Annotated in this window: 21 protein-coding genes; 2 read left to right on the top strand and 19 right to left on the bottom strand. The window is 68.8% G+C overall.

Annotated features, from left to right (window positions below; genetic code table 11):
• Positions 1 to 32: 32 nt before the first annotated feature.
• Positions 33 to 1,727 carry a thiamine pyrophosphate-dependent enzyme gene (locus AC0VYP_RS16045; RefSeq protein ID WP_475470480.1) on the top strand — a complete coding sequence of 565 codons (1,695 nt, stop codon included), beginning with the start codon at positions 33 to 35 and terminating at the stop codon, positions 1,725 to 1,727.
• A gap of 72 nt (positions 1,728 to 1,799) precedes the next feature.
• On the opposite strand, the gene AC0VYP_RS16050 is transcribed toward AC0VYP_RS16045, so the two are convergent.
• The 3 genes from AC0VYP_RS16050 to AC0VYP_RS16060 all read right to left on the bottom strand — a co-directional run bounded on the left by AC0VYP_RS16050 (position 1,800) and on the right by AC0VYP_RS16060 (position 3,811).
• A complete protein-coding gene (locus AC0VYP_RS16050) occupies positions 1,800 to 2,726 on the bottom strand; it encodes an RluA family pseudouridine synthase (protein ID WP_475470482.1) in 927 nt (308 codons plus the stop codon).
• Positions 2,719 to 3,324: a signal peptidase II gene (locus tag AC0VYP_RS16055; RefSeq protein ID WP_285756833.1), complete on the bottom strand. Its 606-nt coding sequence runs from the start codon at positions 3,322 to 3,324 to the stop codon at positions 2,719 to 2,721. Before AC0VYP_RS16055 ends, AC0VYP_RS16050 begins: the two co-directional genes overlap by 8 nt.
• 226 nt (positions 3,325 to 3,550) lie before the next feature.
• Positions 3,551 to 3,811 carry a hypothetical protein gene (locus AC0VYP_RS16060; RefSeq protein WP_475470483.1) on the bottom strand — a complete coding sequence of 87 codons (261 nt, stop codon included), beginning with the start codon at positions 3,809 to 3,811 and terminating at the stop codon, positions 3,551 to 3,553.
• A 470-nt stretch (positions 3,812 to 4,281) separates the two neighbouring features.
• On the opposite strand from AC0VYP_RS16060, the gene ileS reads away from it, so the two are divergent.
• Complete coding sequence (gene ileS / locus AC0VYP_RS16065; RefSeq protein ID WP_475474266.1) at positions 4,282 to 7,416, top strand: isoleucine--tRNA ligase; 3,135 nt, start codon at positions 4,282 to 4,284, stop codon at positions 7,414 to 7,416.
• A gap of 118 nt (positions 7,417 to 7,534) precedes the next feature.
• Here the strand turns inward: ileS and AC0VYP_RS16070 are convergent, their stop codons facing one another.
• The 16 genes from AC0VYP_RS16070 to AC0VYP_RS16145 all read right to left on the bottom strand — a co-directional run bounded on the left by AC0VYP_RS16070 (position 7,535) and on the right by AC0VYP_RS16145 (position 26,748).
• A complete protein-coding gene (locus AC0VYP_RS16070; protein WP_475470485.1) occupies positions 7,535 to 8,566 on the bottom strand; it encodes a hypothetical protein in 1,032 nt (343 codons plus the stop codon).
• 59 nt (positions 8,567 to 8,625) lie between these two features.
• Entirely contained in the window at positions 8,626 to 9,525 is a 900-nt protein-coding gene (locus AC0VYP_RS16075; RefSeq protein WP_475470487.1) for a DivIVA domain-containing protein, read from the bottom strand.
• 127 nt (positions 9,526 to 9,652) lie between these two features.
• Entirely contained in the window at positions 9,653 to 9,922 is a 270-nt protein-coding gene (locus AC0VYP_RS16080; protein ID WP_432707429.1) for a YggT family protein, read from the bottom strand.
• Positions 9,923 to 9,994: 72 nt separating this feature from the next.
• Positions 9,995 to 10,519, bottom strand: coding sequence for a cell division protein SepF (locus tag AC0VYP_RS16085; protein ID WP_475470489.1), 525 nt, complete (start codon positions 10,517 to 10,519; stop codon positions 9,995 to 9,997).
• A 112-nt stretch (positions 10,520 to 10,631) separates the two neighbouring features.
• Positions 10,632 to 11,360, bottom strand: coding sequence for a YggS family pyridoxal phosphate-dependent enzyme (locus AC0VYP_RS16090; RefSeq protein WP_285756840.1), 729 nt, complete (start codon positions 11,358 to 11,360; stop codon positions 10,632 to 10,634).
• Position 11,361: 1 nt separating this feature from the next.
• Positions 11,362 to 12,081 carry a peptidoglycan editing factor PgeF gene (gene pgeF / locus AC0VYP_RS16095; RefSeq protein ID WP_475470491.1) on the bottom strand — a complete coding sequence of 240 codons (720 nt, stop codon included), beginning with the start codon at positions 12,079 to 12,081 and terminating at the stop codon, positions 11,362 to 11,364.
• Positions 12,082 to 12,225: 144 nt separating this feature from the next.
• Positions 12,226 to 13,605, bottom strand: coding sequence for a cell division protein FtsZ (gene ftsZ, locus AC0VYP_RS16100; protein ID WP_285756842.1), 1,380 nt, complete (start codon positions 13,603 to 13,605; stop codon positions 12,226 to 12,228).
• Positions 13,606 to 13,996: 391 nt separating this feature from the next.
• Positions 13,997 to 14,740, bottom strand: a complete 744-nt coding sequence (locus AC0VYP_RS16105; RefSeq protein WP_475470493.1) for a cell division protein FtsQ/DivIB — start codon at positions 14,738 to 14,740, stop codon at positions 13,997 to 13,999.
• Between the two features lie 50 nt (positions 14,741 to 14,790).
• Entirely contained in the window at positions 14,791 to 16,230 is a 1,440-nt protein-coding gene (murC, locus tag AC0VYP_RS16110; RefSeq protein ID WP_475470495.1) for a UDP-N-acetylmuramate--L-alanine ligase, read from the bottom strand.
• Positions 16,227 to 17,384: an undecaprenyldiphospho-muramoylpentapeptide beta-N-acetylglucosaminyltransferase gene (gene murG, locus AC0VYP_RS16115; protein WP_475470496.1), complete on the bottom strand. Its 1,158-nt coding sequence runs from the start codon at positions 17,382 to 17,384 to the stop codon at positions 16,227 to 16,229. Before murG ends, murC begins: the two co-directional genes overlap by 4 nt.
• On the bottom strand, positions 17,381 to 18,733 hold the full coding sequence (gene ftsW / locus AC0VYP_RS16120; protein WP_475470498.1) for a putative lipid II flippase FtsW: 1,353 nt from the start codon (positions 18,731 to 18,733) through the stop codon (positions 17,381 to 17,383). The genes murG and ftsW overlap by 4 nt, the downstream gene beginning before the upstream one ends.
• 193 nt (positions 18,734 to 18,926) lie before the next feature.
• Entirely contained in the window at positions 18,927 to 20,336 is a 1,410-nt protein-coding gene (gene murD, locus AC0VYP_RS16125; RefSeq protein WP_475470500.1) for a UDP-N-acetylmuramoyl-L-alanine--D-glutamate ligase, read from the bottom strand.
• A 3-nt stretch (positions 20,337 to 20,339) separates the two neighbouring features.
• Positions 20,340 to 21,395, bottom strand: a complete 1,056-nt coding sequence (gene mraY / locus AC0VYP_RS16130) for a phospho-N-acetylmuramoyl-pentapeptide-transferase (RefSeq protein WP_285756848.1) — start codon at positions 21,393 to 21,395, stop codon at positions 20,340 to 20,342.
• Positions 21,392 to 22,804 carry a UDP-N-acetylmuramoyl-tripeptide--D-alanyl-D-alanine ligase gene (locus tag AC0VYP_RS16135; protein ID WP_475470502.1) on the bottom strand — a complete coding sequence of 471 codons (1,413 nt, stop codon included), beginning with the start codon at positions 22,802 to 22,804 and terminating at the stop codon, positions 21,392 to 21,394. The genes mraY and AC0VYP_RS16135 overlap by 4 nt, the downstream gene beginning before the upstream one ends.
• A 302-nt stretch (positions 22,805 to 23,106) precedes the next feature.
• Positions 23,107 to 24,711, bottom strand: coding sequence for a UDP-N-acetylmuramoyl-L-alanyl-D-glutamate--2,6-diaminopimelate ligase (locus tag AC0VYP_RS16140; RefSeq protein ID WP_475470504.1), 1,605 nt, complete (start codon positions 24,709 to 24,711; stop codon positions 23,107 to 23,109).
• Between the two features lie 63 nt (positions 24,712 to 24,774).
• Positions 24,775 to 26,748, bottom strand: coding sequence for a peptidoglycan D,D-transpeptidase FtsI family protein (locus AC0VYP_RS16145; protein WP_475470506.1), 1,974 nt, complete (start codon positions 26,746 to 26,748; stop codon positions 24,775 to 24,777).
• Between the last annotated feature and the right edge of the window lie 6 nt (positions 26,749 to 26,754).

Here is a 26,754-nt window from a genome sequence, read left to right on the forward strand (position 1 = left end):
CGACGGATCACGACAACGGACAAGGACCCCTTGTGGCCAAGCCTCCGCTTCCCGCCTCGACCGCCGCCCAGCAGGTGGTGGACGTGCTCGCCGCCGCCGGAATCCGGCGCTGCTACACCGTTCCGGGCGAGAGTTTCCTGGAACTCAGCGACGCCATGGAACTCCACCCCGCCATCACCCTGGTGTCCACCAGGCACGAGAACGGTGCCGGGTTCATGGCCGAGGCTGACGCGAAACTGACCGGGGTGCCCGCGGTCGCCGCGGCAACCCGCGGACCGGGCGCCGCCAACCTGGCGGTGGGCGTGCACACCGCGATGCAGGACTCCACCCCGATGATCGTGTTCCTGGGGCAGGTGGAAACGGACAACCTGGGGCGGGAGGCATTCCAGGAGGTGGATCTGACCGCCTTCTACGCACCCATCACCAAATGGGCCACGACGGTCACCCGTGCCGACCGGCTGGCGCAGACCACCGCGCAGGCGGTGCGGATCGCCACCTCCGGCCGTCCGGGACCGGTCGCCGTCGCGGTCCCCGCCGACCTGTTCGGCCAGGTGGTGGAGGAACCGGCAGCGCTTGCGGGAACGGTGCGACAGGCGCGCCCCGCGCTGGGGGACGACGAGCGGGACCGACTGGCGGGTTGGCTGGCCGCCGCAGAGCGCCCGGTCATCATCGCGGGCGGCGGCGCCCGGTGGGCCCGAGACGAGCTGGTGGCCGCCGCCGAGCACTTCCGGGCCGGGGTGTACTCCTCGTTTCGCCGACAGGACGTCTTTCCCAACGACCATCCGCTGTACCTGGGGCATCTGGGACTCGGCTGCCCCAAACCCGTGCTGAACGCGCTCGAGGAGGCCGACGCGGTCCTGGTGGTGGGCTCGCGGCTGAGCGAGATCACCACCCAGACCTACCGGCTTCCCGAGAGCGGCGCTCCCGGCAGCGAGCCCTCGGTCGCCCAGATCGACATCGACCCCGCCCAGGTGGGAGCGGTGACCAAGGTGTGGCTGGGCGCGGTCGCCGACAGCGGGCGCGCATTGGCGGCGCTGGCGCAAGTACCGGTGGAACCGCAGCAACGCGACTGGTCCCGTGCCCACGGGGCGTGGGTGGACACCTGTACCGCGCCGGCAGGGGTGTTCGAGCACCCGGGGGGCCTGCTGCACCCGTGGGCGGTGGTGGAGACCATGCGCTGGCTGCTGCCCGAGGACACCGTGGTGACCAACGACGCGGGAAACTTCGCGGCGTTCCTGCACCGTGGCTGGTCCTACCGCGCACCCGCCACCCAATTGGGGCCCACCAGCGGCGCGATGGGCTATGCGGTGCCCGCCGCGGTGGCCGCCAAACTGGCCGAGCCCCAGCGCACCGTGGTGGCGGTGGTCGGCGACGGCGGGCTGCTGATGACCGGTCAGGAATTGGAGACCGCAGCCCGGCTGGGACAGCGCATCGTGGTCGTGGTCTTCCAGAACGGGCTCTACGGCACCATCGCCATGCACCAGGCCCGCGAATTGGGGCGTACCGCGGCGGTGGAGATCAGTGGGCCGCTGGACCTGGCCGGCTATGCCCGTGGCCTGGGCGCACTGGGAGCCACCGCCACCACCCCGGCAGAACTGGAGAAGGCGCTGCGGGCGGCGCTGGAGGCCGACGGCCCCACGCTCATCGACTGCCGCACCGACCCCGACATCATCAGCCCCGAGACCACTCTGTCGGAACTGATCGAGGGGCACGCCGACCGGGGCTGATGATGTGCTCGCCCTCGGATCCACCTGCGCCGACACCGGCTGCGGGCACGGGGCCTCCTGCCGCGACCGGGGTCAGTCCTCGCGCAGAGCGGCCAGGGCCTGCTCCAGGTCGTCGGGGTAGGGGCTCTCGAAACTCACCGGCCGGTGCTCGGTGGGGTGGTCGAAGGCAAGGCGTACCGCGTGCAGCCACTGGCGGCGCACACCGAGCCGCTCGGCGAGGGTGGGGTCGGCTCCGTAGAGGTGGTCGCCCACGCACGGGTGCCGGGTGGCCGACATGTGCACCCGGATCTGATGGGTACGGCCGGTCTCCAGCTTGACCTCCAGCAGGCTCGCCGCGCGAAACGCCTCGATGGTGTCGTAGTGGGTGACCGAGGGGCGTCCTCCCGCGACGACGGCCCACCGGCCGTCTCCCGCGGGGTGGCGGTCGATGGGCGCATCGATGGTGCCGCGCAGCGGGTCGGGATGCCCCTGGACCAGCGTGTTGTAGTACTTGTCCACTGTGCGCTCCTTGAAGGCGCGCTTGAGGACGCTGTAGGCGGTCTCGCTCTTGGCGACCACCATCAGGCCGGTGGTGTTGGCGTCGAGGCGGTGGACGATCCCCTGGCGCTCGGCCGCACCGCTGGTGGCCAACTGCACCCCCGAGGCCAGCAGCCCCTCAAGAATCGAGGGGCCGGTCCATCCGAGAGTGGGATGGGCGACCACCCCGACGGGCTTGTCCACGACCACGATGTCGGCGTCCTCGTGGACGATACGCATACCGGGCACGGCTTCCGCGCGCGGCACCGGAGCACTCGGGGGCGGAGGCAGCGCGACATCCAGCCAGGAACCGGCCTGCACGCGGTCGGACTTGGCCGCCGCTCCCCCGTTGACCAGGACGTTTCCCTCGGCGATCAGTTCGGCGGCGCGCGTGCGGGAGAACCCGAACATGCGGGCGATGGCGGCATCGAGCCGGTCGCCTTCGAGCCCGTCGGGTACCGGCAGGCTGCGGTGGTCACTCACGACCGTTCTCCTCAGTGGTGGGGCGCGGGGCGTCCGGGCCGGCAACCGGCTCCGCCCCGTCGCGGGTGCCGTCGATGTTGATACCGCGGAAAGCCAGCACCACCGCGAGTATGCCGCCGCACACGATGGCGGAGTCGGCGATGTTGAAGACCGGCCAGTTGGGCAGCTGAATCCAGTCCACGACGTGTCCGTGCAACGGCGCGGGCGGGCTGAACAGGCGGTCCGACCAGGTGCCGACCGCCTCGGGCCCCGTCAGGGCAGCCGACACCTCACGGGTGTCGGGTCGCCAGACCCGGTCGATGAAGTTGCCGGTGGCCCCGCTCAGGATCAACCCAAGCGACACGGTCCAGCCGAAACTGCGCAACCGGCCCGAGATCCGCAGGATGTAGACGATCACACCCACCATGATCAGACTGAAGACCCAGGTCATGCCGGTTCCGATGGAGAAGGCCGCGCCCGGGTTGAACACAAGCGTCAACTTCAGGAACCCGCCGAACAGGACAACAGGGTCCATGGGGGTGAAGTTGGCGAGCGCGATTTCCTTGGTGGCGAAGTCCGCGACCACCAGGACCACCGCGATGGCCAACAACAGGAGCACATAGCGGCGCGGCCTGCTCGGACGCGCGGCGGGCGCGGTCTCGGGGCCCCGGTCGGGGTCAACGTCGTTCAGCGGAACTCCTCAAGCGTGGTCGCGCCCAATGGACGCAGTGGTCGTCCGGGGGCGTCTCGCGCACTGGCCGGCGCGTCCGGCGGATCGGGGAACGCGCGAAACCCCCAGTGTAGTGGGGGGCTCATCCGGGTCGGCCTGCCCCGGGCGGCACGGATCACCCGGCCCGAGTGCTTCCGTCGTAGTCCTGGGCCAGCGCATCGAGGTGGGGTTGGTCCAGAGCGGCCGGTCCGCCGTGCGGACCGGTGTGCACCTCGATCACCCAGTCGGTGTCCTCGCTCCCCCCGGACAGTGGGTCCCGGCCGACCGTGCACGGTTCGTAGCCCTGGTCCTCCAACTGCTCGGCCAGCTCTTCGGCGTCCTCCCTGTCCTGCAGTGCCACCAGGACGCTCCCCGGCAAGGGCGTCGTGTCTGCCATGTCAGGCGCTCCTCTTGATCACATGGTTCGTCGCACGGTCTCGCCGCAAGTATGCCGTGGCCCCGGTCACCCGGCGAAAACTGCCATGAGCGCCTTGCCAGGTGCGTTATCCTCTGTTCCAGCAAGGCGTAGACGGGGACGAGTACCGCGCCGGACACGACCGTGAGCGACCCGGGACTGGTGCGAGCCGGGGGCACGACCGTGCGGGAAGATCACCCCTGAGCCGCCGGAGGAAAGGCGCGGACCCCCAACGGGTTCAGCACCCACTAGAACCGGCAGCGGCAGCAACGAAGTGGGACGTGTTCCTTCGCTCGGAGGACACCTCCAAGGAGGGTGGTACCGCGGGGCCGGGTCAATCGGGCCTCGTCCCTCCGTCAGGCCAGTTTTCCTGATGGAGAAAGGTACGCCCCGTGTCCGACGACGCCCCTCGGCCCCTCCCCGCTCTTCCCGCGCAGATCGACCTCCCCGCGATGGAGCACGACGTACTGCGCCGATGGTCGGAGCAGAAGGTCTTCGATCGTTCCCTCGAACAGACGCGGGGCGGCCCCAACTGGGTGTTCTTCGAGGGTCCGCCCACCGCCAACGGCCAGCCCGGCGTGCACCACGTCGAAGCGCGCGTGTTCAAGGACGTGTTCCCGCGCTTCAAGACGATGAAAGGCTTCCACGTCAACCGCAAGGCGGGCTGGGACTGCCACGGCCTGCCGGTCGAGGTCGCGGTGGAGAAGGAGCTCGGCCTTTCCGGCAAGAAGGACATCGAGGAGTTCGGTGTCGCCGAGTTCAACGCCCGTTGCCGCGAGTCGGTGCTGCGCAACGTGGACGCCTTCACCGCGATGACCGAGCGCATGGGCTACTGGGTCAACATGGACGAGGCGTACCGCACCATGGACCCCGAGTACGTGGAGTCGGTGTGGTGGTCCCTGAAGCAGATCTGGGACAAGGGTCTGCTGACCCAGGACTACCGGATCAGCCCGTACTGCCCTCGCTGCGGCACCACCCTGTCCGACCACGAGGTCGCCCAGGGCTACGAGACCGTGACCGACCCGTCGGTCTACGTGCGCTTCCCGCTGGCCTCCGGGCCGCTGTCGGAGGGGGACGCGGCGGCTTCGCTGCTGGTCTGGACGACCACCCCGTGGACGCTGGTGTCCAACACCGCTGTCGCCGTGCATCCCGATGTGGAGTACGTGGTCGCCAGCGACGGCACCGAGCGGTTGATCGTAGCCGAACCCCTGGTCGGCGCGGCACTGGGTGAGGGCTGGACTCTCACCGGCGAGCGCTTCACCGGGGCACAGATGGAACGGTGGTCCTACCGCCGCCCCTTCGAACTGGTGGACTTCGAGGCACCCGCGCACTTCGTGGTGCTGGCCGACTACGTCACGGTGGAGGACGGCACCGGCCTGGTGCACCAGGCCCCGGCGTTCGGCGCGGACGACATGCTGGTGTGCCGCGCCTACGGACTCCCGGTGGTGAACCCGGTCCGCGCCGACGGAACCTTCGAGGAGAAGCTGGACCTGGTCGGGGGCCTGTTCTTCAAGGCCGCGGACAAACCGCTGGTGGCCGACCTGAAGGCACGCGGCCTGTTGTTCCGCCACGTCGCCTACGAGCACAGCTATCCGCACTGCTGGCGGTGCCACACGGCACTGCTCTACTACGCGCTGCCGTCGTGGTACATCCGCACCACCGAGATCAAGGAACGGCTGCTGGAGCAGAACGCCGGTACCAACTGGGTCCCCGAGAACGTCAAGGACGGCCGCTACGGCGAGTGGCTGCGCAACAACATCGACTGGGCCCTGTCGCGCAGCCGGTATTGGGGAACGCCGCTCCCCATCTGGCAGTTCCCCGACGGCCGCCAGATCTGCGTGGGCTCGCTCAAGGAACTGGGCGAACTGAGCGGCCAGGACCTGTCCGCCCTCGACCCGCACCGCCCCTATGTGGACGACATCGTCATCCCCGACCCCGAGGCCGACCCCTCCCTGCCACTGGAGCAGCGGGTGGCGCGCCGGGTTCCCGAGGTGATCGACGTGTGGTTCGACTCCGGTGCGATGCCGTTCGCCCAGTGGGGGGCACCGCACCGCAACCTGGAAACCTTCGAGGCGAATTTCCCGGGCCAGTACATCTGCGAGGCCATCGACCAGACCCGCGGCTGGTTCTACTCGATGATGACGGTGAGCACGCTGGTCTTCGGCGAGTCCTCCTACGAGAACGTGGTCTGCCTGGGCCACATCCTCGCCGAGGACGGCCGCAAGATGAGCAAGCACCTGGGCAACATCCTGGAGCCGATGCCGGTGATGGACCGGCACGGCGCAGACGCGCTGCGCTGGTTCATGGCGGCCAGCGGCTCACCGTGGATGCCGCGCAAGGTCGGGCACGCGGCACTGGAGGAGATCGTCCGCAAGGTCCTGCTGACCTACTACAACACCGCGTCCTTCTTCACCCTGTACGCCGGTGCCGGCGAGCGCCCGTGGAGCCACTCCCGCCTCGCCGAGGCGCCCGAACCGACACAGCGCCCGCTCATCGACCGCTGGGTGCTCTCCGAGCTGAACAGCCTGGTGCGGACGGTGGACGCGGCGCTGGAGCGGTTCGATCCGGCAGCGGCCGGACGCGCCATCACAGCGTTCGTGGACGACCTGTCCAACTGGTACGTGCGACGCTCGCGGCGCCGATTCTGGGCGGGGGCCAACACACCCGAGGGCGCCGCGGCGTTCGCGACGCTGTTCGAGGCGTTGGAAACAGTCACGCTCCTGATGGCGCCCATCGTACCGTTCCTGACCGACCACGTGTGGAACGCATTGCGCCGTCCCGAAGCAGCCGAATCGGTGCACCTCGCGGCGTGGCCGGTGGCCGACGAGTCGCTGATCGACACCGGACTGTCGGGGCAGATGGCTCTGACCAGGCGCCTGGTGGAACTGGGTCGGGCCGCGCGGGCGGACTCCGGCCAGCGCACGCGCCAGCCGCTGGCCAGGGTCCTCGTGGGTGCGGCCGGATTCGGTGACCTGCCCGAGCAGCTCCGGGGCCAGATCACGGAGGAACTGAACGTCCTCGAACTCGACCCGTTGTCCGTGGTGGGCGGCGACCTGGTGGACTACTCGGTCAAACCGAACTTCCGGGCACTGGGCAAGCGGTTCGGCAAGGGGACGCCGCCGGTGGCCAAGGCGATCCAAGCCGCAGACGCCAAGGCCCTCGTGGAGCGGCTGCGCGCGGAAGGGGCCGCCGTGGTCAACGTAGCGGGCGAAGACGTCACCGTGGATCCGGAGGAGGTCCTGATCACCGAGCAGCCCCGCGAGGGATGGGCGGTCGCCACGGAGTCGGGTGAGACGGTCGCCCTCGACCTGGAGCTCACCCCGGCATTGCGCAGGGCGGGTCTCGCCCGCGAGGTGGTCCGCCTCGTCCAGGATGCCCGCAAGTCCAGCGGCCTGGACATCTCCGACCGGATCGAACTGTGGTGGTCGGCCACCGACGACACCACGGGGGAGGCCATCACCGAGCACGCGGAAACCATCGGCAGCGAAGTCCTTGCGGTCTCCCTCTCCGAGGGCAAACCGAACGGCAACGCGCACGAAGTGTCCTCCACGGACTTCGGAGTGGCGCTATGGCTGCGTAAGTTCTAGCGGTGTCGCGGGGCCGGTCGCCGGGGTCCGCCCCTCGGCGGCCGGCCCGCTGCCGTATACGCCCGCCGGCGTGGGCGGGAGTCCGACCGGGTCGGGTCGTGGGCCGGCGTGTACCGCGCTAGCGGTCCGCGTGCTTGAGCGTCGTGGCCTTCTCGGGCACGTCAGCGGAGGGGGCGTCGGGGCCGTCTGCGGGCCCGACGTCGTCTTTCGGCGCCGCGTCGTCGGCTGGCGGCCGCGGATCGGCGTCGGTGTCCTGGGCCTCGGCGGGCTGGGCGTCGTCCTTCTCGGGGTCAGCCGTCGCAGAGGGATCCGCCTCGGCGGGCTGGGCGTCGTCCTTCTCGGGGTCAGCCGTCGCAGAGGGATCCACCTCGACGGGCTGGGCGTCGTCCTCTGCTTCAATGAGGCCGGCTTCGGCCGGTTCTTCGTCTCCCGCCGCCCCTGCCGTATCGGCTTCGGCAGGAGAGGCATCGCCGTCTTCGGCGGTGTTGACGGCAGGCGGGACAGTCGCCCCGTCGGCGGAGCCGGTTGGCGACGGAGGCTGCGCAGCGCCTTCGCCGGGAAGATCAACAAGCGATTCGTTCGTCACGTCTGCGGACCGTTCATCCGCCTTGGCGACGTTGCGCGCCAGATCTGCGGTTGCGCAGTCGTCCTCGGCGGGCGGCGAGGAATCGGGCTCCACCTCGTCGGCAGTGGAGTCAACGGCGGACGTGTCCTCGTCCACCGGGTCGGGGTGGCCGTCGCAGGACGGTAGGGAACTGGGTACGGCAGGAGGACGGTCCGCGGACTCCCCTGAAAACGCGGCAGCCCGCACCGGTTGCGAAACCGGTGCGGGTGCAGTCGTGCCGGTGCTGCCGACCTCCTGGTTCGAGTCTGCGGCGGACATCACCGCCGGAACCGGAGCTGCTTGGACGGACGCCTTCCCCAAACCGTCCGTCCCGAGCACTCCCACGGCATCCGAAACCAGGTGGTCCCTGCGCTGTTTCGCACCGAACAGGTTCTTCCTGTTGCGGACGAACTCTATCGCGAGCAGGACAGCAGACAGGCCGCTGATGCCGATCGCGATATAGACCAGAGTCAGCTCTGCGAGCGCCAGCGCCACGCCGATCACGACGAATGCCGCGATGACGAGGACCAGGCAGATGATGATCACCGGGTTGGATGCCTTTTCACGAACTCGAGGAGCTCATTGTCGTAATGCGGTTGGCCGGCTCAGTGGCGGTCGTGGGGCTCACCCGGGTGGTAGCCCCCGTGCTGGGCGGGCTCGGGCGAAGCGAACGGGTTGCCACCGGGTGCACCGCTGCCGGGGCCGCCGGAGTGCTGTAGCGAGGGGTTGGCACCGGTGGGCGCCATGGTCTGGAAACCACCCGTGCTGTTGGGGCTGTTGTGCTCGTTGGCGCCTTCGGCCAGCTCACGCAACTGCCGCTCGAAGTAGTCCTTGAGGCGGCTGCGGTACTCGCGCTCGAAGTCCTTGAGACCGGCGACGCGGTGCTCCAGCTTGTCGCGCTGCTCGACCAGCGTGCCCATGACCTGGCGGTGACGCTCCTGGGCGTCGCGGTCCAGGTTCTCCGAACGCGCACGGGCCTCGTTGACGATCTGCTCGGCCTGGCGGCGCGCCTTGCCCAGGATGTCGTCCGCCTCGTGGCGGGCGCGGCCCAGGGTGTCGTCGGCCTCGCGACGGGCATCGGAGATCGCCTGGTCGGCGGTCTGCTGGGCGAGAGCCAGCACGCGCGCGGCGGTGTCCATGTTGTCCTCTGCACCGGGCAGGCCCATGGGCGCGACGGACTGGACCGGCTCGGGGTGACGCATGGGCTCGGGCTGACGCATCGGCTCCGGCTGACGCATCGGCTCGGGCGGACGCATCGGCTCGGGCTGCGGCTCGGGCATCATCTGGGGTTCCTGGGGCTGGAAGTCATTCATCCCAGCCGGCGGAACCTTGCCGCGCAGGCACTCCGCGAGCTTTCCGCGCAGTTCCTCGTTCTCCTGGATGAGGCGGTCCAACTCGGACTCGACCTCGTCGAGGAAGGCGTTGACCTCTTCCTCGTCATAACCCGGCCGTAGCCGGGTGGTACTGAACTGTTTATTCCGTACATCCGCGGGTGTCAGCGGCATGTTCGTCTCCTTGGCGCGCTTGGACTCTGTCCGTAGGGACGCTACCTGATCGTGACCTTACGGCAATCCAGATCATGACCAAGACCACGTATCGGAACCGGAGCTTACCTTTCCGACATCTTGGACCTCACACCGTGTACGGGGCTACGATCGCCCTCAGGATCACCACGATGAGGAAGAGGACCATAAAGCTCAGGTCGAACTGGATGCTCCCCAACTGGACCGGCTTGATAAACCGACCGAGGAACCTCAACGGCGGATCCGTGACCGTATAGACCGTCTCGGCCAGAACCAACACGAATCCGGTGGGTTCCCAGGACCTGGTGAACGACTGAACCAGGTTGAACACCATCCGCCCGATCAGTACGAGCAGGTAGATACTGAGGACCCAGTACATAAGGGTGCCCAGTACGTGGACAATACTCACAATCGCGCCCCGACAGCCTCGTCACCGGACGTGTGTGCTGATCTAACTCTGATTGAAGAACCCTCGCTCAGCAATACGTGCCTTGTCTTCCGCGGTCACCTCGACATTAGCCGGGGAGAGCAGGAAGACCTTGTTGGTTACACGCTCGATACTGCCGTGCAGCCCGAAGATGAGCCCCGCCGCGAAGTTGACGAGACGCTTGGCGTCGCTGTTGACCATCTCGGTGAGGTTCATGATCACCGGTATTCCTTCCCGGAAATGCTCTCCGATAGTACGCGCTTCGTTGTACGTCCGGGGATGCAGTGTGGTGATTCGAGCGAGATCCGCGGTGGCAGGCGCGACTGCGGTCACGTTTCGTCGTTCGTTCGGAGACACGGCGTAGTCGCCCTGCTCTGTCACGGACTCGGGACGCGCGTCGAGACGGGACTCGGGGTCCCGGTCGCGCCGGTCCTCGATGCCCTCGTCGAAGTCATCGAAGTCATCATATTCATCCGCATAGCGGTGATCGTAACGGTCGTCCTCCACGAGGCCGAGGTAGACCGCCATTTTGCGCATAGCGCCGGCCATCTCTTGTCCTCCGTCGTCCCTGTGGTGATTTACCGCAGATGACTTATCGCTGGCTTATGCCCTGCTCACCCCGCGGGCGAGGGCCATGGGCTCCAAGGTCCATGTGGGGACATTACCCCACGATCGCCGCACGATCGCCGAGCAACGCCGTACCTATCCGCAGGTGTGTCGCCCCCCGTTCCACGGCGGCCTCCAGGTCCCCGCTCATGCCCGCGGAAATGGCCGTGGCACGAGGGTAGCGAGAGCGAACGACAGCGGCGACCTCGTACAACCGATCAAAAGCCGCCCGCGGGTCGGCCCCGCGCGGCGCGACCGCCATGACCCCGCCCAACACGATCCCCTCGGCCTCTGCGATCGCCTTGGCCAGGTCCGGCACATCGGCGGGATCGGCACCTCCCCGCGGCCCGATGACCCCTTGTTCGGAGTCGGGATCGAGGTTGACCTGGACCAGACAGTTCAGCTCGCGCCCAGCGGCACGCGACCGCGCGGCCAATGCCTCGACCAGGCGTCCGCGGTCCACCGAATGGACGACGTGAGCGTAGCCCACCACCGACGCCGCCTTGTTCCGCTGCAATTGCCCCACAAAATGCCAGTTGAGATCGATATCACCGCATTCTGCGGCTTTCGGGGCGGCTTCCTGGTCCCGGTTCTCCCCCACGTCCACCATCCCCAGTTCGGCGAGAATACGCACGTCAGAGGCGGGATGATTCTTGGTGACCGCGATGATGCGAACCTCGTCCGGTGAACGCCCTGCCGCTTTGCACGCTGCGGCGACCCTCTCCCGCACGACCTGAAGATTGGCGGCGATCACGGCGCGCCGGTCGGCAGCCTCCTGGACCATGTCAGCCTCTCCACACATAGCCGGCAAAGCGTCCGGTGCGTCCGTCGCGCCGATAGGAGAACAATGCGGGGTCCTCCAGAGTGCAGCGCCGGTCGTGGCGGACGGTGACGCCGAGCCGGGTCAGCTGGGCGGCCACACCGGCACGAATATCCACTCCGGGTGTGCCGGCGAAGGTGGTGCAGCCCGCTTCGGGGACCGCTCGGACCACCTCTTCCTTCAGCTCGGCGGGCACCTCATAGTGCCCGCCACAGATCGAGGGCCCCAGGAGCGCGGTGCACCGTGCGGGGTCGGCCCCCAGGCCGGCCATCGCGGCCAGCAGCTGCGCGGCCACATTGCCGACCGTCCCGGGGCGCCCCGAGTGGGCGGCCCCGATGACACCAGTGCCCGGGTCTGCGACCAGCACGGGAAGACAGTCCGCCACCAGAACCGCGAGGGCGAGACCGGTTTCGACCGTCACCACCGCGTCAACGCTCCCGACCGCCCCGGGACCACGGGCAACCGCGACCTCCACACCGTGCACCTGGTCCATCCAGACCACCCGTGCGGGGTCGAGGCCGAACCCGCGCGCGGCCTCGTCCCGGTTGGCAGCGACCGCTTCGCGATCGTCGCCGACATGGGTGCCGAGGTTGAGGGAGTCGTAGGGGGCCTCGCTGGAACCGCTGCCGTGGCGCCGGGTGAACCCGGCGTGGACACCGGGGACCAGTTCGATGGTGGTGGTCATGGGGTGGACCGGTTTCTTGTCGGGTGCGAAAAGGATGGGAGTGGGGGTCCCTAACGCCGAAACGGCGGGGCGCTCCCATGAGAAGCGCACCGCCGATCCGGTCAGCCTGGTGTCCGTACCCGCCGTCCGGCGGGACGCGACGGGCTACTTGAGGAAGTCCGGGACGTCGAGGTCGTCTCCTTCGTCGAAGACCACCCGACGCCGCGGCGTCGGGACCTCGTTGCTCCGGGAGAAGGGGCTGTCGGATCCCGGCCCGCGCGACAGGCCGTAACCGTTCTCGCCAACCGCATGGATACTGCGCGGCTGGTAGACCTGCTCCTCCGGCTCCTCCTCCGGTTCGGGCTCGGGTTCGGCCGCCTGCGGCGCCTCGGGTTCGGGTTCGGGCTCGGGCGCGCGGACCGGCTCGGGCTCGGGTTCGGGCCGGACACTGACCGGTTCGGGCTCGGGCACACGGACCGGCGCGGCGGCGGCCGGCGGGAAGGAACGCTCCGGACGCACGGGGGCGGGAGCAGGCTGGGGCTGCGGCGCCGGCGGGCTAGGCGCGGTCGCCGCTTGGGGCGGGGGGACTGCCTCCACGCGAGGCTCGTCGAACCCTGCCGCGATCACGGTCACCCGTACCTCGTCACCCAGCGCGTCGTCGATGACCGCACCGAAGATGATGTTGGCGTCGGGCGCCGCAGAGTTGGCGACGAGTTGGGCCGCCTCGTTGATCTCGAAGAGTCCCAGATCCGATCCGCCCTGGATCGACAGCAGGACGCCATGGGCACCGTCGATGCTGGCTTCCAGCAGCGGCGAGGAGATAGCCATCTCGGCTGCCGCCACCGCACGATCGTCGCCGCGGGCGGAGCCGATCCCCATGAGCGCCGACCCTGCCCCGGACATGACCGACTTGACGTCGGCGAAGTCCAGGTTGATGAGGCCGGGCGTCGTGATCAGATCCGTTATGCCCTGGACACCGGACAGCAGTACCTGGTCGGCGGCCTTGAACGCGTCCAAGACACTGACCTGGCGATCCGATATCGACAGCAGGCGATCGTTGGGGATGACGATGAGTGTGTCAACCTCTTCGCGGAGCATGGCTATGCCCGCCTCGGCCTGGGTGGCGCGCCGCTTGCCCTCGAATCCGAAGGGGCGGGTGACCACGCCGATGGTGAGTGCGCCCAGGGACCGGGCGATGTTGGCGACCACCGGGGCGCCGCCGGTACCCGTACCGCCGCCCTCCCCCGCCGTCACGAAGACCATGTCGGCGCCCTTGAGCACCTCTTCGATCTCTTCGCGATGGTCCTCGGCGGCCTTCCGGCCGACATCGGGGTTGGCCCCCGCGCCGAGTCCGCGGGTCAATTCGCGGCCGACGTCCAGCTTGACGTCGGCATCGCTCATGAGCAGCGCCTGAGCGTCGGTGTTGATGGCGATGAACTCGACGCCCTTAAGTCCCTCTTCGATCATGCGATTGACGGCGTTGACACCGCCGCCGCCGATACCGACGACTTTGATGACCGCGAGGTAGTTCTGCGGTGCTGCCACGACGAGGGGCCTTTCCGCTCGCTTCTTGCCAACTCTGCCGATCGGCCCGGGCGGACGCGATTCGCGTCGCCCTCAGGGGTGGATCGGCTCGAAAGCTGTCCGGTTCTGCTCTGACTTGGTATAACGCCCGGGTACTCCGTTGCGGGAAGCCCCGGGACAGTGGGCCGATGCGGTCTGCAAACGCACATCAGCCGGTCTCAAGCACCGATTCCGGATGCTTGCCATGCGTACTTATGTCAACTAAAGGTATTGCTTCCCGACAGTAAGCCTGCGCCCACCGCGGGAGCAACCAACCACGAGCTCAGACTATCGGCGTGTCGGACGGGCGGGCGGTGGGCGCGCCGGGCGGACCCGGCTTTGTGAACGACAACGCCCGGACCTGCCCCGCGCCTCACTTGACCACCGCGACGCCCTGGGCGCTGACGTCGTACCGGCGATCGGCGGCGGCAGGATGTTCGCGCATGAGTACCTGCAGCACACGGGCCTTGTCCGGGCCGCGATCCACGTCCCCCCAGGAGACGGTCGCCCCGTTGTCGAGGTCGAGCACGATCGAAGAGCGGTCGGACGCCTCGATGGTGTTCACTGTTGACAGGACGGCAGGGGGAAGCTCGTCGGCGACAGCCGCGGCGTCCGCGATCGCCGGATTGTTCTCGACCTCGCCCTTGACGGTCACCAGGGGGTAGTCCGAGGGCCTGGTTTCGGAGTCCTCGATCCGGACCCCCTCCCCATCGACGAGCTGGAACCCGTCCCCGACCTGGATGGCCAACACCGGAAGCCGCTCGGTGACCTCCACGACCAACGTGGCCGGCCAACCGCGCGAGACGGTGACCGCCTGCGCGAGCCGCAACTCCTCGGCGCGGTGGGCCGCTGCTTCGATGTCCACCCTCGCCAGAGGGGTTCCAGTGGCCACGTTGACCGCGGCGACCACGTCCTGTTCGGCGAGCCGTTCCAGTCCGATCACCTCGACCTGCCGCACCACCAACAGCCGCGAACCGAGGAGCACCCAGGTCATGACGGCCAGCAGGGCGACCACCAGCAAGGTGACGAAAGCAGCCTTCCAGGGGTCGGACACGCTCCGGCCCGTCCCCTGGGGGACGGAACGGGTTCGCTGGTCGGAGCTCTCGGCAGCGCTCACCAGGTCCTCTCCGTCTCGTGCCCGGGCTGAAACGACAACCGTGCCGGGTGCTAACCGGCCTGCTGGACCAACGCCGCGACGATCACCGGACCGAGTTCGGTGACGTCGCCCGCGCCCATCGTGAGCACGATGTCACCGGGGCGGGTCACCTGCGCGACGCGAGCGACCGCATCGGCGCGGTCCACGTGGTGGTAGACCCGCTCATGGGCGACCTGTCCGGTGATCAGCTCGGCGCTCACCCCTGGCTCGGGGTCCTCGCGGGCGGCATAGATGGGAAGCACGACGACTTCGTCCGCGAGGGTGAGCGCTTCGGCGAACTCCGTCGCGAAGATGCGCGTGCGACTGTACAGGTGCGGTTGGAACAAAGCCACGACCCGCCCGGCGGGCGCGTCGGGGGCGGACTTGGCCGCACGGGAGGCCAATGCGGCACGTACCGCGGTGAGATCGGCGGTCAGTTCGGTGGGGTGGTGGGCATAGCTGTCGTAGACGCGTACCCCACCGGCCTCGCCCTTCAGTTCGAAGCGGCGGGCCGCGCCCGTGAACTCGGGCAACCCCTGGGCGGCCACCTCGGGATCGTGTCCGAGTTCGTCGGCGACGGCTACGGCCGCGGCGGCGTTGAGCACATTGTGCGTACCGGGCACGGAGATCGCGCACTTGATGGGGTCTCCCCCATCGGCGATCAGCGTGAAGTCGGTGGCGAAACCGTCGGCTTCGATGTCGGCGACCCGGTAGTCGGCTTCGGGTGTCACCCCATAGGTGCGCACCCGTTTGCCTCGTTCCCGGGCGACCTCTGCGACGCGCCGGGCCCCGGGGTCGTCGATCCCGATGATCAGGGTCTCGGCGACCCGGTTGACGAAGGCCGCGAAGTTGCTGTGGATCTCTTCCAGACCGCCATAGTTGTCGAGGTGATCGGCTTCGACGTTGGTGACCACGGCGACCTTGGGCGAGAGCATGAGGAACGAGCCGTCGCTCTCGTCGGCCTCCACCACGATGACGTCACCGGCGCCGGCGTCGGCGCCCAGGCCGGTGGTCACGAGTTTTCCACCGATGACGTAGCCGGGTTGAGCCCCCAGGTGCTGGAGGAGGACCGTGACCATCGACGTGGTGGTGGTCTTGCCGTGCGTGCCCGAGACCGCGACCCCTCGCCGGTCCAGCAGCAGGGCACCGAGGGCGGCGGCCCTGGGCAGGATGCGCAGGCCGCGCTCCAGCGCCTCGACCAGCTCGGGGTTGGTGGGGCGGATCGCCGAGGAGACCACGAGGGTGTCTGCGTCCGCAACGTTGGCGGCGGCGTGGCCGACATGCACGTCGGCGCCAAGCTCGGCGAGCTCGGCGAGCAGTTCGCTGTCGCGGGCGTCGCTCCCGGAGACCTCGACGCCGCGTTGCAGGAGCACCCGCGCGATACCCGACATGCCGGCCCCGCCGATGCCCACGAAGTGGACACGACCGAGCTTCTCGACTGCTACCGGCTCGGTGGGCTCGACCAGGCTCATCGGGCGTCCCTTCCGGGGTCGCCGTAATCGGCGTCGTCCTCGGAGTCGTCAATGGGTGCGTCCACACCGCTGCGCCGCTGAGCGATGGCCATGACCTCGCGGGCGAGCGCCATGTCGGCGTCGCGACGTCCCATCTTCGCGGTGGCTTCCGACATCGCGACCACCCGGTCGGTGTCGGTCAGCAGGGGGATCAACTGGTCGCGGATCCACTGCGCGGTGAGCGCCGAGTTGTTGACCAGCAGACCGCCACCGGCCTCGACGATGGGTTCGGCGTTCAGGCGCTGTTCGCCGTTGCCGATCGGCAACGGCACGAAGGCACCCGGCAAACCGACCGCTGTGAGTTCGGCGCAGGTCAGCGCGCCGGAGCGGCACATCGCCACGTCTGCGGCGGCGTAGGCCAGGTCCATCCGGTCCACGTAGGGAACGACCACGTAGGGCACACCGTCACGGGTGCGGTCCTCGGGCTCGTCGGCGTTCTTGGGGCCGACCACGTGTAGGACCTGCACGCCCGAGGCGCAGAAGTCACTGGCGGAGTCGAACGCCGCCTGGTTGACCGCCTGCGCACCCTGGGAACCGCCGAAGATCAGCAGCGTGGGCAGGTCCGAGCGCAGACCGAAGTGGGCGCGGGCCTTGTCCCCCAGGGCCAACCGGTCCAGCGAGGAGATCTGCTGACGCAGCGGGATGCCGATGAAGCGGCCGTTGCGGATGTCGGTGTGGGGGTGTCCGGTGAAGACGTGCGGGGTGAGCCGCGAGCCCAACCGGTTCGCCAGGCCCGGGAGAGGGTTGGCCTCGTGCACCACGATCGGTACCTTGCGGCGACGCGCCGCGAGATAGCCGGGAGTGGCCACGTAGCCGCCGAAGCCGACGAGGACGTCGGCCTGGATCTGGTCGATGTACCCGGCCGCGGTGCTGATGGCGTTGGCCAGTTTTCCGGGAACGGACAGCAGTTGGGGCGTGAGCCTGCGCGGAAGCGGAACAGCCGGGATCTCCCCCAGCTCGTATCCCCGCATGGGAACGAGTCGCTGCTCAAGCCCCCGCTCTGTTCCCAGGCACAGCACCTGGGTGTCGGGGTCGATGCGCAGCAGCGCATCTGCCAGGGCAAGGGCCGGCTCTACGTGACCGGCCGTGCCACCGCCGGCGAGGACTACCCTCATCGTCGCCGATTCCTCCTCGCTTGGACCTGCGTCGGACGTGTCTTGGTCGGGGCCCGGCCGGCCGGCGCCTTTGCGCCGCCATTGTCCAGGCCCAGCCAGCTTAGGGCCCTTTCCAGGTGTGTCGGACCCCGGGCTGCCAGCGCCCGGCGCGCATCGGGCTCGCTCTTGGCGAGCGCCAACAAGATGCCCAAGCCGACCAGGATCGGGATGAGCGCGGAACCACCGGCGGAGACCAGCGGCAGCGGGATACCGGTGATCGGCAGAACCCCGATGACAGTACCGATGTTGACCAGGGCCTGAATAGTGATCCAGGTGGTGATGGCAATCGCGGCGAGTTGGACGAAGGGGTCCTTGACCCGGGAGGCCACCCGAAGTCCGGAGAAACCGAGGACACCGAAGAGGCAGACCACGATCAGGGTGCCGATGAGACCGAACTCCTCACCGATGATGGCGAAGATGAAGTCGCTCTCGGGGTGGGGAAGGTTGCCCCACTTCTCGCGGCTGCCGCCGATCCCCACCCCGAACAGGCCGCCGGTGCCCAACGCGTAGAGGCCGTGGAGGAGCTGGTAACCGCCGTCGTAGGGGTCGGCTTCGGGGTTCCAGAAGGAGGTGAGCCGGGCCATCCGGTAGGGCTCGACGGCGATCATGATGCCGACGAGCGCACCGACCAGGCCCAGCGCTCCGAGGAACAGCCGTCCCGGGGCACCCACCACCCACAACAGTGCTACGAAGACCGCCATGAGAACGAAGGAGGTTCCCAGGTCGCTTCCCAGCAGCACCAGCAACACCAACATGCCGCAGCCGGGCAGCAGCGGTACGAGGAGGTGGCGCCACTCGACGAGCTGTTTGAGTTCCTCCTTGCGCGCCAGGACATTGGCCCCCCACAGCGCGAAGGCCAGTTTGGCGGGTTCCGACGCCTGGACGGTGAGACCGCCGATCTCCAGCCACCGGACCGCGCCGTAGTACTCCTCACCCCGAAAGACGGTGAGGACCAGCAGCACGATGGAACCGAGCATCAGCGGATAACCCAGTAACCGAAAGACCCGTACCGGCGTTTGGGAGGCCAGGATCATCAGCGGCAGGCCGATGGCGGCTGCACCGATCTGCTTGTTGAAGATCGAGAACGCCGAGCCGGTCTCGGTATAGGAGTTGACCATCGACGAGGACAGCACCATGACCAGCCCGAGAGCGGTCAGCAGAAGCGCACTGCCAAAGATCAGGTAATAGGACGTAAGCGGACGGTCGAGGCGCCGAGCGAAGTCGCGGACCCCGCTGAGGACCGCCCCCCCACTGGCACCGCCACCCACTCGGACCCTGGTGGCCGAAGGGACCGATGTCGTCACCGCCATGTGCATTCTCCGCCCGCGCCCGAAACCGCCCTAGCGTCGAACAAGTTTGGCGGCAAGAGGCTTTGAGCCATCGCACATTACCGGCGTGTTGGGGTTTTTTCTGACACGGGACCGGCTGGTGACGCACAACTGACACTTCGGTTGTCCCGGTTGACATAGCGATTGGACAACAAGACGGGTCTTTCCTGGTGTCTTAGACCCGTATCGACCGCACCTCGGCGGCGAAGGCGTCACCGCGGACGTTGTAGTTGGCGAACATGTCCATGGAGGCGGCGGCCGGAGCGAGCAGTACCGTGTCCCCGGATCGGGCCAACCCCGCGGCAGCGGTCACGACCTCGGCCATCGCCGCCCCGTCGGTGCGCTCGACCTCGACCACCTTCACGTGTGCCGCGTGCTCGGTGAGAGCCGCGCGGAGCCGGTCGCGGTCGGCGCCCAGAAGGACAACGGCGCGCAGCCGATCGGCCGCGCCCGCGACCAGGTCGGCGACATCGGCTCCCTTGAGCAGACCGCCGGCGATCCACACGATCGAGGGGTACGCGGCCAGCGACGCCGCGGCCGCGTGCGGGTTGGTGGCCTTGGAGTCGTCCACGTAGTCCACACCCGCGACGGTGGCGACATGGGCGATGCGGTGCGGCTCGGGGGCGAATTCCCGTAGGCCCGCGCGGACCGCCTCCGGCGCAACGCCGACCGAACGGGCCAGCGCCGCCGCGGCCAGCGCGTTGGCGACATTGTGGGGCGCCGCCGGTACGACATCGGCCACGGTGGCCAGTTCCTCGGCGCTGCCGGCCGGGTCGGGTACGAAGGCACGATCCACCAGCAGGTCTTCCACCAGGCCCAGTTCCCCCGGACGTGGCGTCCTCAGGCCGAAGCCGACCAAGGGGGTATGGGGATCGCCGTGCTTCTCGGCGAGCGCGCGGGTGGCGGAATCGGCGACGTTGACCACCCGGATGGTGCCCCGCGCGTAGACCGCGGCCTTGGCCCCGGCGTAGGCGTCCAGGCCGCCGTGCCAGTCGAGGTGGTCGGCTGCGATGTTGAGGACGACGCCCGCGTGCGGACGCAGGGACGACGACCAGTGCAGTTGGAAGCTGGACAGCTCCACGGCCAGGACCGTGGGGCGACCGGGGCCCCGGTCGAGCACCGCCTCGATGACCGGGGTGCCCACGTTGCCGACGGCCAGGGCTCGCCGGCCGTCGGCGCGCAGCATCGCTTCGAGCATGCGCACGGTGGTGGTCTTGCCGTTGGTACCGGTGATGGCCAGCCACACCTGGTCGGCGGGCTTGAGGCGCCAGGCGAGCTCGACGTCCCCGATCACCTCGATGCCGTCGCGTGCCGCGGCCACCAGCAACGGCGAGTCGGGGCGCCAACCGGGAGAGGTCACCACCAAGGTGGTGCCCTCCGGCAGGGCGGGGTCTCCGAGCTCGACGGCGATCCCCTCGGCGCGCAGCTCTTCGGCACGCGCACGGTTGGCGTCGTCGTCGCGGCCGTCCACCACGGTCACCACCGCCCCCAGGGAGAGCAGGGCGCGTGCGACCGGGGGCCCGGAGACCCCCAGTCCGGTGACGCAGACAGTCAACCCGCGAAGGTCCAGCACCGTGTCAGTCATGGGTTACCGCGGCATCCATTCCAGGTAGAAGAGGGCGATCCCGGCTCCCACGAACAGGCCCTGGATGATCCAGAACCGGATCACGATGGTGGTCTCCGCCCAGCCCTTGAGCTCGAAGTGGTGCTGGAGCGGAGCCATCCGGAACACCCGTTTTCCGGTGAGGCGGAAGGAACCGACCTGAATGATCACCGAAGCGGTGATGAGGACGAACAGCCCACCGATGACCAGCAACAACAGTTGCGTGCGGGTGGTGATGGCCAAGCCGACCAGGAGTCCGCCCAGTGCCAGTGAACCGGTGTCGCCCATGAAGATCTTTGCGGGCGGGGCGTTGTACCAGAGGAAACCGATGCAGCCGCCCAGCGCCGCCGCGGCCACGACCGCGAGGTCCAGCGGGTCACGCACCGTGTAGCAGTTGGGGTCGAGGGCGTTGATGCAGCTCTGGCGCAGCTGCCAGTTGCCGATGATGACATAGGCGACCAGGGAGAGGATCATCGCTCCGGTGGCCAGGCCGTCGAGGCCGTCGGTCAGGTTGACCGCGTTGGAGGTGGCCACGATCAGGATCAGCGCCCAGATCACGAACAGCCAGATCGCCAGGGGCGGACCGAAGTCGCGCAGCAGCGACAGGTGGGTGGACCCGGGCGTGTAGGTGTAGTTGTTGGGGAACTGCGTCACGCCGACGGCGAAGCCGACGCCCACGATGACCTGGCCCAGCATCTTGGCACCACTGCGCAGGCCCAGGCTTCGACGCTTGTAGATCTTGATGAAGTCGTCGAGGAAGCCGACGCAGCCCATCCCGACGAACAGGAACATCACCAGCAGACCGGAGACCGTCGGCGGGGTCATGGTCGCCAGGTGCGCGCCGAAGTACCCGGAGACCGCGCCCAGGATGATGACGATGCCGCCCATGGTGGGCGTGCCCTGCTTGGTCTTGTGGCCCTCGGGGCCGTCGTCGCGGATCTCCTGACCGAACTTGAACCGGTACAGCAGCTTGATCAGCGGCGGCATGAGCACGAAGGACACCAGCAGGGAGAGCCCCGCGGCGACGAGAATCCCGGTCACTTGGCAGCCTCCACACCGGTCAGCTGCTCGGCTACCTTTTCCAGCCCGGCCACGCGCGATCCCTTCACCATGACGATGTCCTTGGGGCGCAGGCGCTCGGCCAACGCGGCTACTGCCTGTCCGACGTCGGAGACGCCCACGATCTCTCCCTGCCAGTCGGCCACACCCCGCGCGCCCTCGGCGATGGGTGCGGCCTGGTCGCCCACGACCACGAGTACGTTGACACCGCTGCGGGCGACCTGACGGCCGACCCTTTCGTGCTCGGCCCGGTGCGTCTGCCCGAGCTCCGCCATATGCCCCAGCACCGCGAAGGCGCGGCGATCGGTTGCCAGCGCGGCCAGGGTCGTCAACGCGGCCGCCATGGACTCGGGGTTGGCGTTGTAGGCGTCGTTGACGACCGTAACGCCATCGGCGCGCTCGGAGACCTCCATCCGCCACCGGCTGACCGGCTCCGCCTCGCTGAGCGCGACGGCGACCTCCTCGATACCCATGCCCAGTTCGACGGCGGCAGCGGCCACCGCGAGGGCGTTGTGCACCTGGTGGACACCGACCAGGGACAGCCGGACCGGGGCCTGCGCCCCGGCGATCCCGAGGACGAACGTAGCGCGTCCCGCGGTGTCCAGTACAACGTCGGTGGCGCGCACGTCGGCGTTCTCGGCCAGGCCGTAGAACACGACCTTGGCGTCGGTGCGGGCAGCCATCGTGGCCACTGCGTCGTCGTCGGCGTTGAGGACGGCCACGCCACCCGCGTCGGCCGAGGGAAGGCCCTCGACCAGCTCGCCCTTGGCCTGGGCGATCGCGGCGCGGCTGCCGAACTCGCCCATGTGGGCGCTGCCCACGTTGAGCACGATGCCGATCCGCGGCGGTGCGACCTCGCAGAGGTAGGCGATGTGGCCGATCCCGCGGGCGGACACCTCCAGCGCGACGAACCGGGTCTGCTCGTCGGCACGAAGCGCGGTGAGCGGGTGCCCGATCTCGTTGTTGAACGATCCGGGGGGTGCGATGGTCGGCCCCAGCCTGCCGAGCACCTGAGCCAGCAGGTCCTTGGTGGTGGTCTTGCCGGACGATCCGGTGACGCCGACGATCTCGGCCTGGGGCAGCCGGTCCACGACCTCGCGGGCCAACCGGCCCAGTGCGGCCACGACCTCGTCGTCGCCACCGGCGACGAGCAGGTGGGGGCCTTCGACCGGCCGGGAGGCCAGGACCGCTGTCGCGCCGGCCGCCACCGCTGTCGTGGCGAAGTCGTGTCCGTCAACCCGCTCGCCGTTCAACGCGACGAACAGGGAGCCGGGGCCCGCCTGCCGCGAGTCGATGACGACGGGGCCGGTGACGACGTCCGTGGGCCGCGCCGATCCGCAGATGCGGGATTGGGTGATCTCAGCGATCCGATCGAGCGTCAGCGCGATCAAATCCACTCCTCATGTCGGGCCCGGTCCACCGCGCGTGAAGCGCTCTTGACGGTGGACACCGTGCGAAATACGGGGATGATGTACAAGAGCCGCAAGGCGGCGTGATGACGCCACGGTGCCGGGCTGCAATTGCCGGACCCCACCTTAGAACATGTTTGGTTATCGAGTTGCGCCCCGGCCGGAATGTGGCACGAGTGAGACCGAAACCCGGCTTCCCGTACGGGCAAGGCCAAGCAGCTCTCGGACGGTGCCCGGCGGCCGGGCGGTCCCCTGCGCGGTCGGGCCGGGACGACACTCCCGGATCAGTCCTTGCCGATCCGCCACCGCAGCGCCGCGCGCAGCACCTCACGGTCGTCGAAAGGCAGAACCTGGTCCCCGACGTACTGACCGCGCTCGTGGCCCTTGCCTGCAACGACGATCACGTCACCGGGTCTGGCACGCTCCACGGCCAACTCGATCGCAGTGAGCCGATCGGGTTCCACGGTGATCCTGGCCCGATGGTCGGCGGGGACCTTCGCAACGCCCTCAAGCATGCTGGTCACAATAACGACCGGGTCCTCGGTACGAGGATTGTCGTCGGTGAAGATCACCGAGTCCGCCAGCCGCACCGCCGCCTCGCCCATCAGCGGCCGCTTGCCGCGGTCCCGGTCCCCACCGCAGCCCACGACCATGGTGAGCTCGCCCTCGGTGATGGAACGCAGGGCGGCGAGCACCGCCTCGATCGCACCGGGTTTGTGCGAGTAGTTGACGATAGCGGTGAAGTTCTGTCCCTCGTCAACCCGCTCCATCCGCCCTGGGACACCGGGGGCCTCCGCGACACCGTCCAGGGCGGTGGCCAGCGGGATTCCCGCCTCGACCAGCCCGACGATGGCAGCCATCGCGTTGGCGACGTTGAAGGGGCCGGGCAGCCGCACGGAAGCGTCGAGTTCGAGACCGCCCGGTCCCACCACCCGGAAACGACTTCCCTCGGGCCCCAGGACGACGTCGGTGGCCCGCCAGTCGGCCTCGGGGTCCCCTTCCGCGGAATAGGTGGTGACGGGGATCTCACCGCGTGCGGTGACCATGTCCACGAGCGCACGGCCGAACCGGTCGTCGCGGTTGACCACGGCGATGGAGGCGAACTCCGGGGTGAAGAGCTTCGCCTTGGCGTCGAAGTAGTCGCGCAGGTCCGCGTGGAAGTCCAGGTGGTCCTGGGAGAGGTTGGTGAAGACCGCGACCTCGTAGCGCGCGCCGGCCACCCGCCCCATGGCGAGGGCGTGGCTGGAGACCTCCATGGCCGCAGCGGTCACCTCGCGCTCCCGCATGAGAGCGAACAGCCCGTGCAGGTCGGTGGACTCGGGTGTGGTGAGCGAGGAGTTGACGCGCTCGTCGTCCACCCGCATCTCCACGGTGCCGATCAACCCGGTACGCAGTCCGGCCGCACGCAGCCCGGACTCCACCAGGTAGCTCACCGTGGTTTTGCCACTGGTGCCGGTGGTTCCGATGAGAAGAAGGTCCTCGGAGGGCCGTCCGTAGACCCACGCCGAGATCTCCCCGAGGAGGGAACGGGGGTCGGGCACCGTGACCACGGGTAGCCGGGTGGCCGCCGCACGGTCGTAGCCCTCGGGGTCGGTGAGGATCGCCGAGGCGCCCGCTCCGGCCGCCTGGAGGGCGTAGTCGGCCCCATGGGCGCGGCTGCCGGGCAGGGCCGCGTAGAGGTCTCCGGGGCGCACCGCGCGGGAGTCGTGCGTGATGCCGGTGATGGCCGTAGCCAACACGTCTCTCTCCTCCACCGCCTCTGGACCACCGGGAACGGCCACCGTGCCCAAGGGCGGCTCTGTGGGATCCACGCACGTGATGAAGGAGTCCTGGCCCAGCAACGGGGCGAGCTCGGACAACGGGCGCGGCTGGATCTGTTCTGGACGCATTACGGGTGACACGCTGTGAGGCTATCGGCTGGTGAGCGGGGGTCGTTAATTTACGCGCCCGGACTACTCCCTCAACCGGAGTTTGGGCGGCTCGGTACCCGTGGGGGGCACCTGATCGGTCTTGAGCGCGAAGGACATGACGTCGGTGAAAACCGGCGCCGCGGCCTGCCCGCCGTACACCTCGCTCTTGGGGTTGTGCAGCACCACGAGCACGATCAGCTCGGGGTCGTCGATGGGTGCCATACCGACGAAACTGCTGGTGTACTGCCCCTGCTCGTACCGTCCCGTCTCCGGGTCGATCCGGTTGGCGGTACCGGTCTTGCCGCCGACCCGGTAGTCGTCGATCCGGGCGGCCTGCGCGGTGCCCTCCTTCCCGGTCACCGCCTCCAGCATCAGCCGGACCTGCTCGGCGGTGTCGGGACTGATGACCCGGCGCTTCTCGCGGGCCGGCGAAGCGGTGAAGTCGCCCGTCTCGTCAACGGTCCCCGCCACGAGGCTGGGTTCCACCCGGACCCCGTCGTTGGCGATGGTGGCGTAGACACTGGCCAGTTGGACGGCGTTCACCGAGAGGCTGTGTCCGAAGGAGATGGATGGCTGGTCCGTACCCGACCAGTACTGCGGGTCGGTGAGGATGCCCTGGTTCTCGCCCGGCAGTTCCAGACCGGTGGGCTGTCCGAAACCGAACTTGCCCAGGTAGTCGTACAACTTGTCCGGCCCCAACTGGTCACCGATGTAGATGGTGCCGACATTGCTGGAGGTGGCCATGATCCCGTTGACGGTGAAACGCTCGGTCGGGTGGTAGTCGGAGTCCTTGAAGGTGCGGTCGTAGCGCTGGATGGAGTAGGGAACCGTATACACGGTGTCGGGCGTGGTGACGCCTTCCTCCAGTGCGCCGGCGACGGTGATCGCCTTGTTGGTGCTGCCCGGCTCGAAGGCGTCGGCGACCGCGCCGTTGCGCCGATCCTCCTGGGTGGAGCCGTCGATGTCGTTCTGATCGTAGGTGGGGTAAGTGGCCATGGCCCTGATCCGCGCCGAGCGGTCCATGACGACCACACTGCCGCCTTCGGCGTCGAGTGCGTTGACCCGTTCGGCCAGCGTCTGCTGGGCGTGCCACTGGATGTCCTGGTCGATGGTGAGACGCACGCTCCGCCCCGGAACGGGTTCCTTTGCGAGGCCCGCCACCATGGGGATCTGGGTGCCGCCCCGGCCGACCTCGACCTGCTGCTTGCCGGCCTCGCCGGCGAGCGTGCGCTCCATGACGGCCTCCAGCCCTTCCAGGCCGTGGCCTTCTGCTCCTACGAACCCGATCAGGTTGGCGGCACCGGTCTCGTCGGGGTAGACGCGCTTGTAGTCGCGTTCGGAGGAGACTCCCTGAAGGTCCAGTTCGTCGAGCTCGCGCCAGTCCTGTTGCGACACCTGCCGCTTGATGACCTGGTAGCGGCTGGGCTCGCCCTCGGGCGTGGTGGCGTCGAGCTTGGCCGTGACCTCCTCCACCGGCAGGTCGAAGCGTCCGGAGAGCTCGGTGATGATCTGCTCCCGCTCGTCCGCCTTGACCTCCTTGGGGTCCACGAAGACCGTGCGCACCTCGACCGAAATGGCGAACGGGCGGCCGGAGGCGTCGGTGATGTCGCCGCGGACCGTGGGAATGTCGATCGTGGTGAGGCGGGTGTCGGACGCCTGGGAGGCGTAGTGGGCGGCTTCGAAGCCCTGGATCTGGATTAGGCGCCCGCCGAAGACGACCAGCACCACGACGAGCAGGACGACGGCAACCTTGATGCGCGGTCCCGGCTCACTGCGGCGGAAGGTACGGCGCAACAGTGGTGCGGTGGGCCCGCCGCCCGAGGTCTTGCGTGCCGGGCGCCGCGGGGCCCGGCCGCCCGGCGCGGGCCGACTGCGCGCTGCCTGTGGAGCGCGGCGTCGAACCGGTTCGGCGCCGGCGCGTCCGCGCGGCTGACCGTCTGCGGAGCGCTGGCTGGGACGACGACGGCGGGCCGCGGACCCGGGCCGGCGCGGGTCGCGGTCACGCGGGGTACTCAAAGCTGT

The sequence above is a fragment of the Nocardiopsis sp. iso_186 genome, from assembly GCF_056173365.1.